Genomic DNA, 17109 nt, shown 5'->3' on the forward strand with positions numbered 1-17109 from the left:
ATATCATTTATAGCTTGCAAAAAGCAGGCGGAATTTCCACCTATTGGACAGAACTCATCAGCCGTTTACTGCGCGATGGCACCGATATTTCTTTTACCGAATTGCCCAATCAGAATATATCCAGAGCACAACTTTTCATTCCACAAAATCGAATTTCGGGCTTGTCGAAAAGTAGTTTATTGATTAACCGCTTTAGAGATTTAAAATTGAGCGATCGGCGTTCAGATTTTATTTTCCATTCCAGTTACAACAGAATTACCCAAAACCGCCACGCGCATCAGGTAATTACCATTCACGATTTTGTACATGAAAAATATTACCGTGGCATGCGCCGATACCTCCACTTGTATCAAAAAAATAAAGCCATTGCTTTAGCAGAAAAAATTCTTGTGGTTTCTGAGAATACAAAAAGAGACTTGATGGCGTATCACCCAAAGCTAAAAGAAGATCAAATCTCTGTAATTCACAATGGAGTATCTACAGATTTCTTCCGCCTTGCAGATAAAAATCCTTACAGCAATCGGCCATATATATTATTTATCGGATCTCGTGCCTATTATAAAAATTTCGATTTTGCAGTGAATGTACTCGCAGAATTGCCCGATTTTGAGTTTTATATTGTCGGCAGCCCTTTGTCTGTTGCAGAACAACAATTGGTAAATGCAAAAATTAATAATCGATGGAAAGTATTTACTCACGTAGATAATGCCCGGTTAAATCGGATTTATAACGATGCATATGCACTGATTTATCCATCGTTTTATGAAGGTTTTGGAATACCTTTGGTAGAAGCCATGAATACTGCAACGCCTTTTGTTGCGCTAAATACATCGTCTATACCAGAAGTTGCGGGTTCTGCAGGCATTTTGCTCAATCAATTGCAGGTTGATGATTTTAAAGAAGCACTATTGAGTATAGAAGCGAAAGCACCAGAGTTGGCTGATGCGGGCCTTCTCCAGAGCGCACATTTTTCCTGGGAAAAATGCTATCAGCAAACCGTTCAAGTTTATAAGGATATGATTAAATGAAGATTTCCATTATTACCGTAGTTTACAATAATGAGAAAACAGTTCATACGGCTATTGAATCTGTTTTGTCGCAAAGTTATGCCGACGTAGAATATATCGTTATTGATGGAAAATCAACAGATGATACACTGGCTATCGTCAATCGCTATGCGAAATCTATCGATAAAATACAATCTGAACCGGATAAAGGCATTTACGACGCAATGAATAAAGGCATTTCGTTGTGCACCGGTGATGTAATTGGGATTTTAAATTCTGATGATGTTTACGCAGATAAATTTGTGCTCGAAAATGTGATGAAAGCCTTTCAGAACGACCATGAATTGGATATGGTTTACGGTGATTTGGTTTATGTAAAAGCAGATGATGTTGATAAAATTGTACGGAGATGGAAATCGACAGCGTATTACAAAAGATTTTTTGAAGATGGGCACGTGCCGCCACATCCCTCGCTGTTCATAAAAAAGACCGCTTATCAGCAAGTTGGGTTTTTCAATACAGAAATGAAACTTGCAGCCGATTATGATTTTATGCTTCGGTTGTTTAAACTTTTCGGTTTTAAAAGTGCGTACCTCAATTGTCTTTTTGTGAAAATGAGATTGGGCGGTGCCACAAATGCGAGTTTGAAGAATATTGTAAATGGAAACCTTGAAATTTTACAATCCTGGAAGAATAACGGATTAGAAGCTCCCTTTTTGCTAATGCCAAAACGGATATTTAAGCGCTTAACACAATTTTTGAAATGAAAATCATTTTAACAGGTGCAAACGGTTTTTTGGGAAAAGCCATTGCGGCGTATTTTCAACAAGAAGATGTGGTTGCATTGAGTAGAACTGCAGCAGATATTAATTTCGATTTAAGTGCCGGCGTACCCGATTTGCCACTTTGCGATTTGGTGATTCACAGCGCAGCAAAAGCGCATAGCGTGCCTAAAACAGATGCAGAAAAAAAACTGTTTTATGCAGTAAATGTTCAGGGTACTGAGAACCTGTTGAAAGCGCTGGAAAGCAATTCTGGTTTGCCAAGATCTTTCGTTTTGATTAGTTCTGTTTCTGTATATGGCCTCGAATCTGGAGAAAATATCGATGAATTACAGCCATTAAGAGCAACTGATGCATATGGAAAAAGTAAAATTGAGGCAGAACAATTGGTAGAATCCTGGTGTAAAAAAAACAATGTGATTTGTACCATTTTGCGTTTGCCTTTATTGGCAGGGAAAAATCCGCCAGGAAATCTTCAGTCGATGATCCATGCCATTGCAAAAGGTTTTTATTTTAACGTTGCTGGAGGAACGGCTAGGAAAAGCATGTTGATGAATACAGATGTTGCTCCGTTTATCGCGTCTATTTTCCAAACCGGAGGAATTTATAACCTTACTGATGGTAAACATCCATCTTTCAAAATGCTTGCAAGTGTAATATCAAGTCAGCTGAATAAGAAAAGGCCGGTTTCTTTACCTTATTTTTTGGTTAACTTAGCCGCAAAAATTGGCGACTTGCTGGGTGCAAAAGCACCAATAAATAGTAAAAAGCTCAGTAAGATGACCAATAGTTTAACGTTTTCAGATCAGAAGGCACAAGATACAGGTAGCTGGGCACCAAAATCTGTTGCCGACAATTTTACCCTATGATTTATCTAAAACTTGTTTTAGTATTTGCACTGCTGTTTGGGCTGATGAACCTTTATCTAAAGGTTGCAGACCGTTATAACGTGATTGACAAACCTAATGAACGTAGCTCCCACACGGAACATACCATTAGAGGCGGAGGTATAATTTTCCCAATTGCAATGTTACTTGCCTTTTTATTTTCAGGTTTCGAGTATGCCTGGTTTACAATTGGTTTACTTCTCATCAGTGTAATCAGTTTTCTTGACGATCTTAAACCACGTGATTTTAAAGTCCGCTTTTTTATCCATCTGTTGTCTGTTCTATTTTTGTTTTTTCAGCTTAAACTTTTTCAGTTTGATTGGTATGTTTTATTGCTGGCGTTATTTTTTGTTATCGGAAGCATCAATGCTATAAATTTTATGGATGGAATAAATGGAATCACGGGAGGCTATGCGCTGCTTACTCTGTTAACTTTATTGTATATCGATATTTTTAGTGTTGCATTTATAGATCATATGTTCATAATAGTAGCCATCATTTCGGTTATTGTATTCAATTTTTTCAATTTCAGGAAAAAAGCAAAATGTTTTGCCGGAGATGTAGGTAGTGTCAGTATCGCATTTATATTACTATTCTTTTTGATCAAACTAATGGTGGTGAGCAACAATGTGAGCTATATTTTGCTTCTTTTAATCTACGGATTAGATGTGGTAACTACCATGTCTTTTAGGATGTTGCGAAAGGAAAACATTTTTGAAGCCCATAGAACGCATTTTTATCAGTTTTTAGCCAACGAAAAAAAGATACCGCATTTAAAAGTTGCTTTAGGCTATTGTTTGGTTCAATTTGCAGTTAATCTGGGTATAATTTGTTTTCCAATCGACAAATTATCTTATCTTGTGCCAATTTTAATCATAACAGGTACGCTTATTGTTCTCTTGCGATTAATTACTCAGGGGTTTAAAAAATTGATCGGTCATATAGATATAGATTAATACTTAAGATATACGGTGTTCAGGATAATTAATATAGTGCCGCGGTGGCTGATTTTCATTATTGATTTAATGATGTGCCTATTCTCCCTGGGGATTGCCTATTTTATTCGATTCAATTTCAACCTTACCAATCTTGACCTGGTATCCTTCAGCAGAATCGCACTGGTTTGTACAGCAATCAACACAATTTCTTTTTTTCTGGTAAAATCATACAGTGGTATCGTACGTTACACCAGCGCACAAGATATTTTTAGAATATTATTTGCCGTGTTGTTGGGTTGTATCATGTTGTTTGGTGTAAATATTTCTTCAACGGCATTTACCACAGAGCTTTTCTTGTCCAATATCGTTATCGTAGTGTATGGTTTGGTTAGTTTTTTAACATTGATTGCATACCGAATCTTGGTAAAATCCATATTCACTTATGCCAAAAACCTGCATTTAGATCAGATGCGTGTGGTGATTTATGGTGCTGGTGAAGCAGGTATCGCAACAAAAAGAACGTTCGATCATGACAATCGTGTAAATAAAAACATTGTCGCTTTTGTAGATGATGACATCCGAAAAGTAGGCAAAACTATAGATGGTGTACGCATTTTGGATGCGAAAGATTTAAAAAATCTGATTTTAAACCGAGAGGTTGATGAAATTATTTTTGCGGCTTATAGCATACCAAATGATGTTAAGAATGAAATTGTAGATGCCTGTCTGGAATATGATGTGGTTATTCTGAACATTCCACCACCGAATGTTTGGGTAGAGGGACGTCGCCAATCGTCACAAATTCAGAACTTAAATATTGAAGATCTTTTAAATCGCAAAACGATTGAAATTGATGTAGAAGGCATTCGGGACCAGATTCGCAACAAAAGAATTTTAATTACCGGAGCTGCCGGATCAATCGGAAGCGAAATTGTTCGTCAGTTAATTAAGTTTGAACCCAGTTTGATTATTCTGAATGATCAATCTGAGACCGCTTTACACGATCTCTATTTAGAGCTTGAAGAGTTTAACCAAGGCGCAAACTACCATGCTTTTGTAGGCGATGTACGCGATAAGGAGAGAATGGATTTTCTTTTTCAAACCTATAAACCACATTTTGTATATCACGCAGCGGCTTACAAACATGTTCCGCTGATGGAAGACAATCCTTGCGAAGCAATCAAAACAAATGTTTTAGGTACGAAAATCGTTGCAGATCTTTCAGTAAAATATGGCGTACGTAAATTTGTGATGATTTCTACAGATAAAGCTGTGAATCCCACAAACATCATGGGCGCATCCAAACGCATTGCAGAAATTTATGTACAATCGTTAAACAATACGCTCACAGATTACAACCATATTTTCACAAACGGTTTAAGCTATATTAATGGATTAAATGTTAAACCTATTACCAAATTTATTACCACACGTTTTGGGAATGTTTTGGGCTCTAATGGTTCTGTAATCCCAAGATTCAAGCAACAAATAGAGAAAGGCGGCCCGGTTACGGTAACACATCCTGAAATCACCAGATATTTTATGACCATTCCTGAAGCCTGTCGCTTGGTTTTGGAAGCCGGGAATATGGGAATGGGCGGAGAAATCTATATCTTTGATATGGGTAAATCTGTAAAGATTATCGAACTGGCTAAAAAAATGATCCGTTTAGCAGGTTTGATTCCCAACCAAGACATTAAGATTCAATATAGTGGCTTACGCCCTGGCGAAAAATTGTTTGAAGAGTTGTTGAACGACAATGAAAATACAATGCCTACGCATCACCATAAAATCATGATCGGAAGGGTTCGGGAATACATATTTAATGATGTAGAAAAACAGATTTACAAATTAGTAGACTGTGCCAAATCTAACGACAACAGACAAGTGGTGGTGATGATGAAAGAGTTGGTACAGGAATATAAAAGCAACAATTCCATATACGAAGAACTCGATCACGCGAATGAAAAAAACTAATACGCTATTAAAATTTTCTATACTTTTAACGTTTGCACTTCTGCTGCGGTTTCAAAGCAGTATGGCTCAAACGCCCAATCAGAATATTCCCTATTCTTTCCAGTTTTATCAGAAATTAAATTCATCAGTTTACGATACAAACTCGCGTTTCCACAGTTCCATCAAAGGATATTATGGAGATGACAGTATATTGGTTCAGCGCTATCAATCGCTCATGAGCATGGGCACGGATTCTTTAAATCGCCGTTCTTGGTTAAGACGCAAAGCGACTGAGGAGCATCTAATCAATTTTAAAGGTGATGATTTTGTCGGGTACATTGATTATGTTCCGGATTACCAGATTGGACGTGAATTTAATGACAAAACCACCACATGGTTAAATACGCGTGGTTTTCAGGCAGGTGTAAATGTAGGGAAGCAATTTTCATTTTACACCAGCTTTTACGAAAACCAAGGTGTCTTCGCGAATTATGTTACTGATTTTATCAATACAAACCAGGTTGTGCCAAGTGAAATGACTGGCAAACTGGGTGAACGAACCAAAGATTGGAATTATGCTACTGCTTTAATGTCCTTTACACCAAATAAGCACATTAATTTGGCGCTGGGTTACGATAAAAACTTTATAGGCGATGGTTATCGTTCGATGTTATTGTCTGATGTAGCGGCAAATTATTCATTTTTACGACTTCGAGCCACTTTAGGAAATGTACAATATCAGACCATTTTCGCTTATATGTTAGATCCTGGTGCAACTCCTTTAACAGAAGACAGGCGCTTAGGTGATCGGGGGAAATGGATGGCTGCACATTACTTAGATTGGAACATTACCAAACGTTTTTCAGCAGGTTTTTTTCAGGCTGTAACCTGGGCAGATGCCGAAGTGGAGGGAAAACGTGGCTTTGATTTTAACTACGCTCATCCTTTTGTCTTTCTTCGCGCAGTTGAAAGTGCCAATACCAGTTCTCCCGACAAAATGAGACTGGGCATTAACTTAAAATATGAAGTTTTCGATAAAACTGTTCTTTACGGTCAGTTCATGCTTGACGAATTTACAGCACGAGAATTTTTCTCGAATACAGGTTATTGGGCAAATAAATGGGCTGCGCAAATTGGTTTCCGCGGATCTGATTTATTTAAAGTTAAAAACCTGAATTACCTTGCAGAATTTAATACGGCCCGGCCTTATACCTATTCACACTTTGACCGCGTTTCCAATTATGCAGCGATGAATCAGCCATTGGCACATCCTCTGGGTGCAAATTTCCGCGAGTTTCTAGGAATTATGAATTATACGTACAAACGTTTTGATTTTCAAGGTCAGGCCATTTATGCCAACTACGGAGCAGATCCCGAAGGTTTGAACTATGGCGGAAATATCTTTTTGCCGTATGGAACGAGAGTTCAGGATTACGGCAATACAATCGGTCAGGGCATTAAAACCAATTTGTTCTTTTCAGAAGCTAAAGTTGCCTATATCGTAAATCCAAAATACAATTTACGTTTAGAATTGGGTGGAATTTTCAGACGCGAATCTTCTTCTTTAACCACACAAAATACAAAACTCATTACTTTCGGAATCAGAAGTAGCTTCCGTAATTTATACCGCGATTTTTAATTTCTGATACTTAAGATGAACATTGTTCTCAACCTGAAGAAGCTTTTTAATTATGTTAGATTAAACCTTTCCAGAAGATTTCTGTACAAATATGGAATTGGCAGTAGGGTGGAGAAAGACATCTGGGAACATCAGTTTGAAAAAGGTGCCTGGGATTATTTGTATTCTAATGAAGAATCCGGGCATTATCTCAGCATTCGGAAATTATATGCAGAACATAGTAAAGGTACGCTTTTAGATGTGGGTTGCGGACAAGGCGTTTTGTTTTATTATCTGAAAGATGAAATCGAAGACCCGGCAGACTACTATGGAATAGACATTTCTTCAACAGCAATTCTGCAGGCCCAAAACGACTTTCCCGGCTTTAGGTTTAAACAAGTTGATTTTGATAGAGATAAAATCACTGAAAAATTTGACGTTCTTATTTTCAATGAGTGCCTGTATTATTTCAACAAGCCTTATGAACGCCTGGCGCGAGCCATTCAGGAAAATTTAAAACCTGGGGGTAGCGTAATCGTTTCCATTTTTGATTACGCTGAACATGCACTCATTTGGAAACGTTTGAATGAGCAATATAATTTTGTTGACATTGAAACCGTACTAAATTCTAAAGGACAACGGTGGAAAATCGGTTTATTCAAACCTTTAACCTAACAATTTTTTCTTCAACAGAAAAATCGGATCATAAAAGTAACGCATAATATTATAGCGCTTACTCAGTTTAAACCGGATTTTTTCCAGATCATCGGTATCGTGAATGGCGAAACGACGGAGTGAAAATTTGGTTTCAAAAGGAGAGTATATGGAGATGCCGAAATTGTAGCCTGATTTTATCAGCATTTGCTGATGTCTTTTCGGTACCTTACCATAAGGATAGGCAAACGAGTAAACTTTTGAGTCGAGCAAATCAGTTAAAACTTGTTTTGAATTGCTAATTTCTGCGAAAGCCAACTCATTACTGGCTTCAGTTAATCGAATGTGTTTTTCGCCGTGACTTCCAATTTCCATTCCATTAGATTGGAGGTAGATGAGCTGTTCTGCATTCATCAACGAAACCGGTATTGTACCCAATTCGTCGATATCCCAAGTGTTTAATCCGTCTATTTGATCTGTTGGGATGTAAAAAACAGCTTTCATTTTTCGTTTCAGAAGTTCTGGTATTGCGAAATCAAATAAACTAATCGGGCAATCGTCAAAAGTGAGAATAATTTTGTTTGTCAGATCTGGTTTTTTCCAACCCCGCTCGTTAATTTCCCTAAAAGTGGAGGTTTTTAATCCTTTTTCCTCGATGCAATCTAACAGCTCTAAAAATTTCTGGTGACCGATTGACCACTTCTCTAAAGTTGCATGCGGAGAATCGGCTACATGGTGTAGCATAACAATCGGAATATTCATTTAAGTAGAAAGGAAGTGTTCTGTTTTATATTCAACTCCAAAGAAACAGATTATTAAAATCAAAACATAAATCAATCGTCTTTTTATTCCGAAATTTATTAATGCATTAAAATATTGTCGTTATTTACTCTCGAACACCATTTCGATTAATTTTTACATTTGGATTAGCGGATTAAATACTTCATTTTTGATCTTAATATGTTTGTGGCATAGTTTTGGCTCAAAGCGGGCGGCTGTGGGGAATATTCCCGCAAATTTGTGTATAATATAAAACGAAGTTTAGAGATTGAAGAACTTTACCTACCTTTGCGAAACGATTAACGAGATCTCATTGAAATTTTTACGCAAACCCATGAGGATTTTAAGCCTCTCTTTCTTATTCACTACCTTTAGTATTTTTGCATTCGCACAGACTTTACCCGTCGGTTTATTGGAAAATGTAGAAGATGCTTACCGCAGGCAACAGTTGCTTGGGAAAGATAGTTCAAATAGTTCTTATATGATTCGCCCGATGTTTATGAACGATAAGAACAACCTGGCTCTTGATCCGGATAGTGCAAATTACTCGCTTCATAACTTCAGAAAATTATTGTGGAGCAATCCAAAACTTAAAGCCGCGATATATGCTTTGCCGGTAACCTGGCAACAACAATTCAATTCTCACCATCCTTACGGAATGAACGATGGATCAATGGTGCAGGCAAGAGGTTATCAGACACAAATTTCTGCGGGTATCTATGCGAAAATCGGTCCTTTAAGTATTCAATTTAGACCAGAATACGTTTTCGCAGAAAACAAAGGCTTTCAGCGCCTGGCTGATGCACCGAATGGAGTGTATTGGAACACGCCCGTAACAACTACTTTTTACAACAAAATAGATCTGCCTGATCGCTTTGGAAATGGCGCTTATAGTAAATTAAGTTTGGGACAAACAAGTATTCGTTTGAATGCAGGTCCAGTGTCTTTTGGATTTTCCAATGAAAATTTATGGTGGGGTCCAGGTGTTAGAAATTCACTCTTGATGAGTAATAATGCTTCAGGATTTAGACATTTCACATTGAATACAACCCGGCCGATAAAAACTTATGTTGGCTCATTTGAAGCACAAATTATTGGAGGACGTTTGGAGAGCTCCGGAGTTAATTTGATAAATGATCCGACAGTCCCGATAGCAATTAGAAATGAACTTATACAAAAACCTTATGATTGGAGGTATATCTCTGGATTTGTATTTACTTATCAACCAAAGTGGGTACCAGGTTTATATTTGGGGTTAGATAGAACATTTATCGTAAATAGCAAAAATATGGGGAGCGGCTTCAATGCATATTTTCCGATTTTCAGCCCCGCTCAGAAATCTGCATACGAGACAGGCACCGTTAATACGGACGATCTTGCTGAAAGAGATCAGTATATTTCTTTCTTTACAAGGTATGTCCTGCCTGAAAGCCACGCAGAAATTTACTTTCAATATGGAAGAAATGACGCTGCACAGGATATACGGGATGGAATCGTAGAGCCTGAGCACACCAGGGCTTATGTCGTTGGTTTTCGTAAGCTTGTTCCATTAAAAAGGAATAATGAATTTATTCAAATTGGAGTGGAGCTTACACAATTGGAAAAGGGGACTACTAGAGAAACCCGTGCGAGTGAAACCTGGTACTCCCATTATCAGGTATTGGATGGTTATACAAATAAAGGACAGGTACTTGGTGCAGGAATCGGGCCAGGTAGTAATTTGCAGACGTTAGATGTGAGTTGGGTAAAAGGGTTAAAGAGAATAGGTTTACAGTTTGAGCGTAAAGTGAATAATAACGATCTATTTTATAGTTTCGCATACGCATCTGCAGATAAAAACCAATATATTAACAGGCATTGGATTGATTTGTCGATCGGCACAAATTTTTCCTGGAATTACAAAAAATTGATTTTCAATGGCCAGTTTACCTATATCCGTTCGTTAAACTATCAGTATCAATGGCAAGACAGCAATCCTCCTGGCGATTATTGGAATTGGAATAAACAGGATGTGAATAATTTACATGCTAAGATTGGTGTTGCATACTTATTTTAGTTTTCATTCATTAGAACTGAATCCATGAACAATTTTATATTTACAATTAAATGATTAATTTCGGGCATTTTATGATTTTTAACCACAGTTTGTGCACATGTGTGTGAAAGTCTATTAGTAACTATATGAGAAATAATAAATCTTTAAACATTAAAAAGCAAGTGGTTTATATTTTTGCTTTAATGGTAATTCTTTTATCGTCGTGTGTGAGCAATAAGAAGATTGCATATTTTCAGGATATACAAACTGTAAATCAAGCTCAACTTGAAAATGCGACTAAATTTACTGAACCCACAATACAGCCTGATGATATTTTGAGCATAAACATATTTACATTAAATCCGCAAACTGGAGTAGTAGTTAATCAAGCCGCAAATAATCCTGTTTTAGGTGGTAATACGAACAATAGTGTAGCTACACAAAGTTCGGGATTTCTCGTTGATAAAAATGGAGATGTTGAATTATCTCTTATAGGGAAGGTGAAAGTTTCTGGTTTAACAACTTATGAAGCTAGGGAATTAATAAGGAGTAAAGTATCTGATGTTTACAAGGAACCAAATGTACAATTACGTTTTGCTAATTTTAAAGTGAGTGTTTTAGGAGAAGTGAATGCGCCTTCCGCCTACACATTGCCCAACGAAAAAGTAACTATTTTAGATGCGCTGAGTTTAGCGGGAGATTTAACGATTTACGGAAGAAGAGAGAACGTTCTTATTGTAAGGGATAATAATGGTAAAAAGGAATTTGCAAGATTAGATTTGAACTCCTCCAAGATCTTTGATAGTCCTTATTATTATCTGCGACAAAATGATGTGGTGTATGTTGAACCGAATAAAAGGAAAGTTTCTGCCTCAAACTCCGCTCAAGTTCAAACCATTAGTGTTATCGCATCGGTTCTTTCTGTCATAGTAGTTGCAATAACCAGTTTTAGATAGTATCATTTTTTATACATGAATATTAATAGCGAAAATAAAAGGATCGATAATAAAGAAAAGCAAATTGAATTAAAATCAATCCTAACTAAGCTTTCCGATAAATGGCATTGGTTTCTTTTTAGCGTTTGTATCTGCTTACTCGCAGCTTTTTTTTATATAAAAGTAACACCTCCTATGTACTTAGTAGGTGCTCGTGTGTTGGTGAGTAGCAATGAAGATGGTGGAGGTATGGGGAAACAAAGTGGTGCATTAATGGATTTAAGTAGTATTATCGGAGGTAAAAATTCTGTGGATAATGAAGCCGAGATTCTAAAAACTCGTTTTTTGATGGAACAGGTTGTTAGAAAAATGCAGCTTAATATAAGTTATTCTAAGAAGGAAGGCCTAGTCGAAAAAGAGTTGTATTTCTCCCCATTTAAATTGGTTATTCTCAACAGTGTCGATACTATAAAATCTACAAAATTAACCTTTAAGAAACTGAAAGGTAAGAAATTTAGTCTATCTGGAAAAAAATTTAATAAGATCACCGAATGGAACAAAAGACTGCTTATTCCTGGTGTTGGAGAAGTATTAATGTCACCGCCTGAAGTGCCCATGAGTTATGGAGATGTTGAGTATTTTGTATCGATTAAATCAATTGATGAAAGGGTAAATGAGTTAAGTAGACAACTTGTAGTAGAATTTACCAATAAAAAATCGACAATTATTGATCTGAACTTATCTTATGGCTTGCCCAAAAAGGGTGAGGATATTTTGAATGCTTTAATAAGCCAATATATTTCAACGAATTTGGAGGATAAAAATATTATAGCTGATAGTACTACACAATTCATTAGAAAAAGATTAAATGTTATCGCCACCGAGTTAGGAGACGTAGAAAATAAAGTTGAGGGTTTTAAGCGAAATAACAACTTGGCTGATATGACTGAGCAAGGTAAATTATTGGTGCAAAGTTCAAGTCAATTTAGCGATGAATTGGCGAAAGCTGAAACTCAAGTAACGATTTTATCCGATTTAGAAAACTATTTGAGAGACGAAAGTAAGAATAAAAGGGTGTTTCCAGCTTCGTTACTTCCACAGGATATGGTTTTTTCTGGTTTAATGAATCAATACAATGCTTTGTTAATAGAAAGAGATAAGCAATTGCTGAGTGTAACAGAAACAAGTCCCTTCGTTCGTAATGTCGATGAGCAAATAGCTAGTCTAAGACAAGGGATACTGGCAAATATACAAAGTACGAAAAACACATTTGTAGTTAGCCGTGATAAGCTTAGAAAACAACTTAGTCAAGCAAATTCTCAGATTTCTGGTGTTCCCGAAATCGAGAAGGACTATTTGCAATTGGCTCGAAATCAAAAAATAAAACAAGAATTGTATATTTTTTTAATGCAGAAAGCAGAAGAAACCGCTATTTCAAAGACATCAAACATATCAATTGCTAAAACTATTGACCCTCCTAAGTCTGCTATTAATCCAATAAGTCCAAAGAAGAGATTAGCTTATGCCACGGGGACTATATTAGGCCTTTTGATCCCAATCGGTTTACTGTTTCTAATCGAAATATTAAGTACCTCAGTATCCTCTAAAGAAGATATTGTAGAAAGAACCTCCGTTCCAATAATTGGAGAAATAAGTCACAATAGTAGCAACGATAATCTCGTCGTAGTGAGTAGCGGTAGATCAGCAATCTCAGAGCAATTTAGAGCTTTAAGAACGAATTTATCGTTTTTCTTGAAAGGTGAAAATGGGAAGATAATTCTGCTAACATCTAGTATGTCAGGCGAAGGAAAGTCTTTCACCGCAATTAATTTGGCCAGTATTCTTGCTTTATCCGGTAAAAAAGTTTTATTAATGGAGTTGGATTTAAGAAAACCTGGACTGTCGTCTAAGTTAGGTGTTTCTAATGATGTAGGATTTAGTAATTATTCAATTGACCCTACGCTTAACATCGGCAATATCATCAAGCCTTTAACTTTGAATCAAAATATGTTTATCATTTCGTCAGGACCACTTCCTCCCAATCCTGCTGAGACTTTAATTGCTGCTCATATTCCAGATTTAATTAAGGATCTCAAACAGAAGTTTGATTATATATTAATGGATGCGCCACCTATCGGAATTATTACTGATGCACAATTACTTGCAGATTATTCGGATGCTGTAATTTATTTGGTAAGACAAGGGGTGACGCAAAAGGATCAAATACAAATTGTAGATGAGTTGTATACTGCAGGGAAGTTAAAAAATATGGGTATAGTAGTCAACGACATAGTCCACAAACATTATGGTTACGGTTATGGTTACGGTTCATATGGACAAGAAGTTGAAAAAAGTACCTTTAGAAAAGTATTTGATAACCTAAAAAAAAGTTAAACTAAAATTATTAATGAAAGTTGCACTAATTACCGGTATAACAGGACAAGATGGCGCCTATTTGGCAGAACTGTTATTGGAAAAGGGATATATGGTTCATGGTATTAAAAGAAGAAGTTCACTGTTTAATACCGATCGGATTGATCATTTGTATCAAGATCCGCATGACAAAGATGTTAGATTTAAACTGCATTATGGCGATCTAACAGATTCTACCAATCTAATCAGAATTGTACAAGAGGTGCAGCCAGATGAAATTTACAATTTAGGTGCGATGAGTCACGTAAAGGTATCTTTTGATTCACCGGAATATGTAGCGAATGTAGATGGTATCGGAACTTTACGTATCCTAGAAGCCGTAAGGATATTAGGCTTAGAAAAAAAGACTAGAATTTACCAGGCATCAACTTCTGAATTATATGGAGGCATGCCGGAAAATAAAAATGATAAGGGTTTTTATGATGAAAATTCTCCATTTTATCCACGTTCTCCTTATGGTGTAGCCAAGATCTATGGATTTTGGATCACAAAGAATTACCGTGAGGCTTATAACATGTTTGCCTGTAACGGGATCTTATTTAACCATGAAAGTCCTCTAAGAGGTGAAACATTTGTAACCCGTAAGATTACACGAGCAGTAGCGAAAATAGCACAAGGTTTACAAGATAAATTGTTTTTAGGCAATTTGGAAGCGGAGCGCGACTGGGGACATGCCAAAGACTATGTGGAAGCGATGTGGCGAATTTTACAGCAGGATACACCTGAAGATTATGTAATCGCTACAGGTGTAACGACTAAGGTTCGTGAATTTGTCCGTATGGCATTTGCTGAAGTGGGAATCACTATTGATTTTAAAGGTGAAGGCGTAGCAGAAAAAGGTTTTGTAGGTGCTTGTGCCAATCCTGAATTCCAGGTGGCAATCGGTACTGAAGTAGTAGGTGTAGATCCTTCCTACTTCCGTCCTACTGAGGTTGATTTATTAATCGGTGATCCAACCAAGTCCAAAACTAAATTAGGCTGGAAACCAAAATATGATTTAGCGGCTTTAGTAAAAGAAATGGTAGCTGTTGATGTAGATCACTTCAAAAAAGAAACACTTTTAAAATCTCATGGCTATGCCATTAAAAATCAATACGAGTAATGACAGAGTTGTATCTGAAAGATAAGTTTTCTAAAATATACGTTGCTGGCCACAAAGGGATGGTAGGCTCTGCGATTAAGCGAAAGCTGGAAAGCGAAGGTTTTCAGAATATTCTGGTTGCTGATTCTAAAACCTTAGATTTACGTAATCAGCAAGCCGTTTCAGATTGGTTTGATAAGAATCAGCCTGAATATGTTTTTTTGGCGGCTGCAAAAGTTGGTGGGATTGTCGCCAATAATACATATCGTGGAGAATTTCTGTATGATAACCTGATGATTCAAAGCAATATTATTGAGGCATCCAGAAAAGCGGGTGTAAAAAAGCTTATGTTTTTAGGCTCCTCCTGTATTTATCCTAAAATGGCCTCACAGCCATTAAAAGAGGAATACTTATTATCAGGTGAATTAGAACCAACCAACGAACCTTATGCCATTGCAAAGATCGCAGGAATTAAAATGTGTGATGCTTACAGAGATCAATATGGATGCAACTATATCTCTGTTATGCCCACCAATCTTTATGGCTTAAATGATAATTATCATCCTCAGAATTCACATGTATTGCCGGCATTAATCAGAAGATTTCATGAAGCTAAGCAGCAGAAATTGCCAAGTGTAACCATTTGGGGTTCTGGTACACCAAAACGCGAATTTTTGTTTGCAGATGATTTAGCGGAAGCCTGTGTTTTCTTAATGCAGCATTACAATGAGCCCGGATTAGTGAATGTGGGTTGTGGTGCTGATTTGAGTATTGAAGAATTGGCAAATCAAATTAAAGATGTTGTTGGCTATGAAGGTGAGATTGAATACGATTTAACTAAGCCAGATGGAACACCACGAAAATTAATGAACGTTGATAAGCTTAATGGCTTAGGATGGAAGTTCTCCACTTCGCTTAAAGATGGCCTGCAAATTGCTTATACCGATTTCAAGAACAAAACGTTGGAATAAATGAATTATACATTAAAGGTTGCCGAAATTCGAAAGGAAACCGAAGACGCGGTAACCTTATGCTTTAAGCAACCCGGCTTAAAGAAAATAAAATATCGAGCTGGGCAATACTTAACCTTAATTTTTCGAATTAATGGCAGGCGTTATATCAGACCTTATTCTTTTTCTTCTAGTCCTGGTGTAGATTCATTTCTGGAAGTCACTATAAAACGCGTGGAAAATGGTTTAGTTTCCAATCACATTAATGATATGATCAAAGTGGGGGATTCAATTGAGGCTATGCCACCTATGGGTGATTTCGTCTTTGAACCAAATGATCATTTGACTGATGTTTACTTTTGGGGAGTAGGTAGTGGCATTACCCCCTTAATTTCCATTATTAAGCATATTCTGAATTCTACGGAGCATATTAATGTCCATTTGAATTATGGCAATAGAAATCATGAAACGACCATTTTTAAAGATCAGATTCACGCCTTAAAAATCCGGTATGCTGAGCGATTGACCACCAGGCATTTTCATACTAAATTAGTCATTGATGAAGCGAATCCATATCTGATTCAAGGGCGGATTGACCAGGAAAAAGCTCTTCGCATTCTAAATCAAGATCTTGCCCCTGAAAATTGTGCACATTATATTTGTGGACCAGCGGGGTTGAAAGAATCTGTAAAAAATGCCATACAAAATAGATATGGAACCTTAATCAACGTGTTTTCAGAAGACTTTGAACTCATCAAAGATCCAAAGGATTTTGAAGATGTGTACACACAGAAAATTTCATTAACCTTCGAAGGCAAGTTGCATACATTAGAGGTAGCTAAGGGGAAAAGTATCCTGGAAGCCGCATTAAATGCAGATTTAGAATTACCTTATTCATGCCAAACAGGAAATTGTAGTACCTGTAAAGGAAAATTGGTTACGGGTAATGCGAAGATGATCGGATTAAGCAAACAAAGAGTGGACTTAGAACAAGACGAATTTTTGCTCTGTTGCACGCATCCGATAACAGAGAATGTACATATAGAAATATAA

General features: G+C 36.8%; 14 protein-coding genes. 13 read left to right on the top strand and 1 reads right to left on the bottom strand.

The features are described from left to right. Nucleotides 1-14 precede the first annotated feature (14 nt). The 7 genes from ACJVDH_RS21670 (at nt 15) to ACJVDH_RS21700 (ending at nt 7863) form a co-directional block, all read left to right on the top strand. Nucleotides 15-1028 carry a glycosyltransferase family 4 protein gene (locus ACJVDH_RS21670; RefSeq protein WP_443945490.1) on the top strand — a complete coding sequence of 338 codons (1014 nt, stop codon included), beginning with the start codon at nt 15-17 and terminating at the stop codon, nt 1026-1028. After that, nucleotides 1025-1774 (top strand): glycosyltransferase family 2 protein, encoded by a 750-nt coding sequence (locus tag ACJVDH_RS21675; protein WP_443945491.1) that lies wholly within the window; start codon nt 1025-1027, stop codon nt 1772-1774. The genes ACJVDH_RS21670 and ACJVDH_RS21675 overlap by 4 nt, the downstream gene beginning before the upstream one ends. Beyond that, nucleotides 1771-2658 carry an NAD-dependent epimerase/dehydratase family protein gene (locus tag ACJVDH_RS21680; protein WP_443945492.1) on the top strand — a complete coding sequence of 296 codons (888 nt, stop codon included), beginning with the start codon at nt 1771-1773 and terminating at the stop codon, nt 2656-2658. The genes ACJVDH_RS21675 and ACJVDH_RS21680 overlap by 4 nt, the downstream gene beginning before the upstream one ends. Then, the gene (locus tag ACJVDH_RS21685) at nt 2655-3632 is read left to right on the top strand and encodes a UDP-GlcNAc--UDP-phosphate GlcNAc-1-phosphate transferase (RefSeq protein WP_443945493.1); all 978 of its coding nucleotides are present in this window, start codon (nt 2655-2657) and stop codon (nt 3630-3632) included. Before ACJVDH_RS21680 ends, ACJVDH_RS21685 begins: the two co-directional genes overlap by 4 nt. A 69-nt stretch (nt 3633-3701) precedes the next feature. After that, nucleotides 3702-5591: a polysaccharide biosynthesis protein gene (locus tag ACJVDH_RS21690; protein WP_443945494.1), complete on the top strand. Its 1890-nt coding sequence runs from the start codon at nt 3702-3704 to the stop codon at nt 5589-5591. Next, nucleotides 5578-7209, top strand: a complete 1632-nt coding sequence (locus ACJVDH_RS21695; protein WP_443945495.1) for a gliding motility protein RemB — start codon at nt 5578-5580, stop codon at nt 7207-7209. Before ACJVDH_RS21690 ends, ACJVDH_RS21695 begins: the two co-directional genes overlap by 14 nt. A 15-nt stretch (nt 7210-7224) precedes the next feature. Further along, nucleotides 7225-7863 (top strand): class I SAM-dependent methyltransferase, encoded by a 639-nt coding sequence (locus tag ACJVDH_RS21700; RefSeq protein WP_443945496.1) that lies wholly within the window; start codon nt 7225-7227, stop codon nt 7861-7863. Here ACJVDH_RS21700 and ACJVDH_RS21705 read toward each other — a convergent pair. Further along, the gene (locus tag ACJVDH_RS21705) at nt 7855-8604 is read right to left on the bottom strand and encodes a polysaccharide deacetylase family protein (protein WP_443945497.1); all 750 of its coding nucleotides are present in this window, start codon (nt 8602-8604) and stop codon (nt 7855-7857) included. The two genes, ACJVDH_RS21700 and ACJVDH_RS21705, sit on opposite strands and share 9 nt — an antisense overlap. Before the next feature lie 352 nt (nt 8605-8956). Between ACJVDH_RS21705 and ACJVDH_RS21710 the strand changes: the two genes are divergently transcribed. The 6 genes from ACJVDH_RS21710 (at nt 8957) to ACJVDH_RS21735 (ending at nt 17109) form a co-directional block, all read left to right on the top strand. Then, nucleotides 8957-10678: a capsule assembly Wzi family protein gene (locus ACJVDH_RS21710; RefSeq protein ID WP_443945498.1), complete on the top strand. Its 1722-nt coding sequence runs from the start codon at nt 8957-8959 to the stop codon at nt 10676-10678. A 125-nt stretch (nt 10679-10803) separates the two neighbouring features. Beyond that, nucleotides 10804-11613 (top strand): polysaccharide biosynthesis/export family protein, encoded by an 810-nt coding sequence (locus tag ACJVDH_RS21715; RefSeq protein ID WP_443945499.1) that lies wholly within the window; start codon nt 10804-10806, stop codon nt 11611-11613. Between the two features lie 15 nt (nt 11614-11628). Continuing rightward, the gene (locus ACJVDH_RS21720) at nt 11629-13986 is read left to right on the top strand and encodes a GumC family protein (RefSeq protein ID WP_443945500.1); all 2358 of its coding nucleotides are present in this window, start codon (nt 11629-11631) and stop codon (nt 13984-13986) included. Between the two features lie 13 nt (nt 13987-13999). After that, on the top strand, nt 14000-15127 hold the full coding sequence (gene gmd / locus ACJVDH_RS21725) for a GDP-mannose 4,6-dehydratase (protein WP_443945501.1): 1128 nt from the start codon (nt 14000-14002) through the stop codon (nt 15125-15127). Further along, nucleotides 15127-16077, top strand: coding sequence for a GDP-L-fucose synthase family protein (locus ACJVDH_RS21730; RefSeq protein WP_443945502.1), 951 nt, complete (start codon nt 15127-15129; stop codon nt 16075-16077). Before gmd ends, ACJVDH_RS21730 begins: the two co-directional genes overlap by 1 nt. After that, nucleotides 16078-17109 (top strand): FAD-binding oxidoreductase, encoded by a 1032-nt coding sequence (locus ACJVDH_RS21735; protein ID WP_443945503.1) that lies wholly within the window; start codon nt 16078-16080, stop codon nt 17107-17109.

It is taken from the genome of Pedobacter terrestris, from assembly GCF_052343045.1.
GTDB lineage: Bacteria > Bacteroidota > Bacteroidia > Sphingobacteriales > Sphingobacteriaceae > Pedobacter.

Coding starts and splice junctions, on each gene's coding strand:
- ACJVDH_RS21675 (WP_443945491.1), top strand. CDS start 1,025: ATGAAGATTTCCATTATTACCGTAGTTTACAATAATGAGAAAACAGTT.
- ACJVDH_RS21680 (WP_443945492.1), top strand. CDS start 1,771: ATGAAAATCATTTTAACAGGTGCAAACGGTTTTTTGGGAAAAGCCATT.
- ACJVDH_RS21685 (WP_443945493.1), top strand. CDS start 2,655: ATGATTTATCTAAAACTTGTTTTAGTATTTGCACTGCTGTTTGGGCTG.
- ACJVDH_RS21690 (WP_443945494.1), top strand. CDS start 3,702: ATGATGTGCCTATTCTCCCTGGGGATTGCCTATTTTATTCGATTCAAT.
- ACJVDH_RS21695 (WP_443945495.1), top strand. CDS start 5,578: ATGAAAAAAACTAATACGCTATTAAAATTTTCTATACTTTTAACGTTT.
- ACJVDH_RS21700 (WP_443945496.1), top strand. CDS start 7,225: ATGAACATTGTTCTCAACCTGAAGAAGCTTTTTAATTATGTTAGATTA.
- ACJVDH_RS21705 (WP_443945497.1), bottom strand. CDS start 8,604: ATGAATATTCCGATTGTTATGCTACACCATGTAGCCGATTCTCCGCAT.
- ACJVDH_RS21710 (WP_443945498.1), top strand. CDS start 8,957: ATGAGGATTTTAAGCCTCTCTTTCTTATTCACTACCTTTAGTATTTTT.
- ACJVDH_RS21715 (WP_443945499.1), top strand. CDS start 10,804: ATGAGAAATAATAAATCTTTAAACATTAAAAAGCAAGTGGTTTATATT.
- ACJVDH_RS21720 (WP_443945500.1), top strand. CDS start 11,629: ATGAATATTAATAGCGAAAATAAAAGGATCGATAATAAAGAAAAGCAA.
- gmd (WP_443945501.1), top strand. CDS start 14,000: ATGAAAGTTGCACTAATTACCGGTATAACAGGACAAGATGGCGCCTAT.
- ACJVDH_RS21730 (WP_443945502.1), top strand. CDS start 15,127: ATGACAGAGTTGTATCTGAAAGATAAGTTTTCTAAAATATACGTTGCT.
- ACJVDH_RS21735 (WP_443945503.1), top strand. CDS start 16,078: ATGAATTATACATTAAAGGTTGCCGAAATTCGAAAGGAAACCGAAGAC.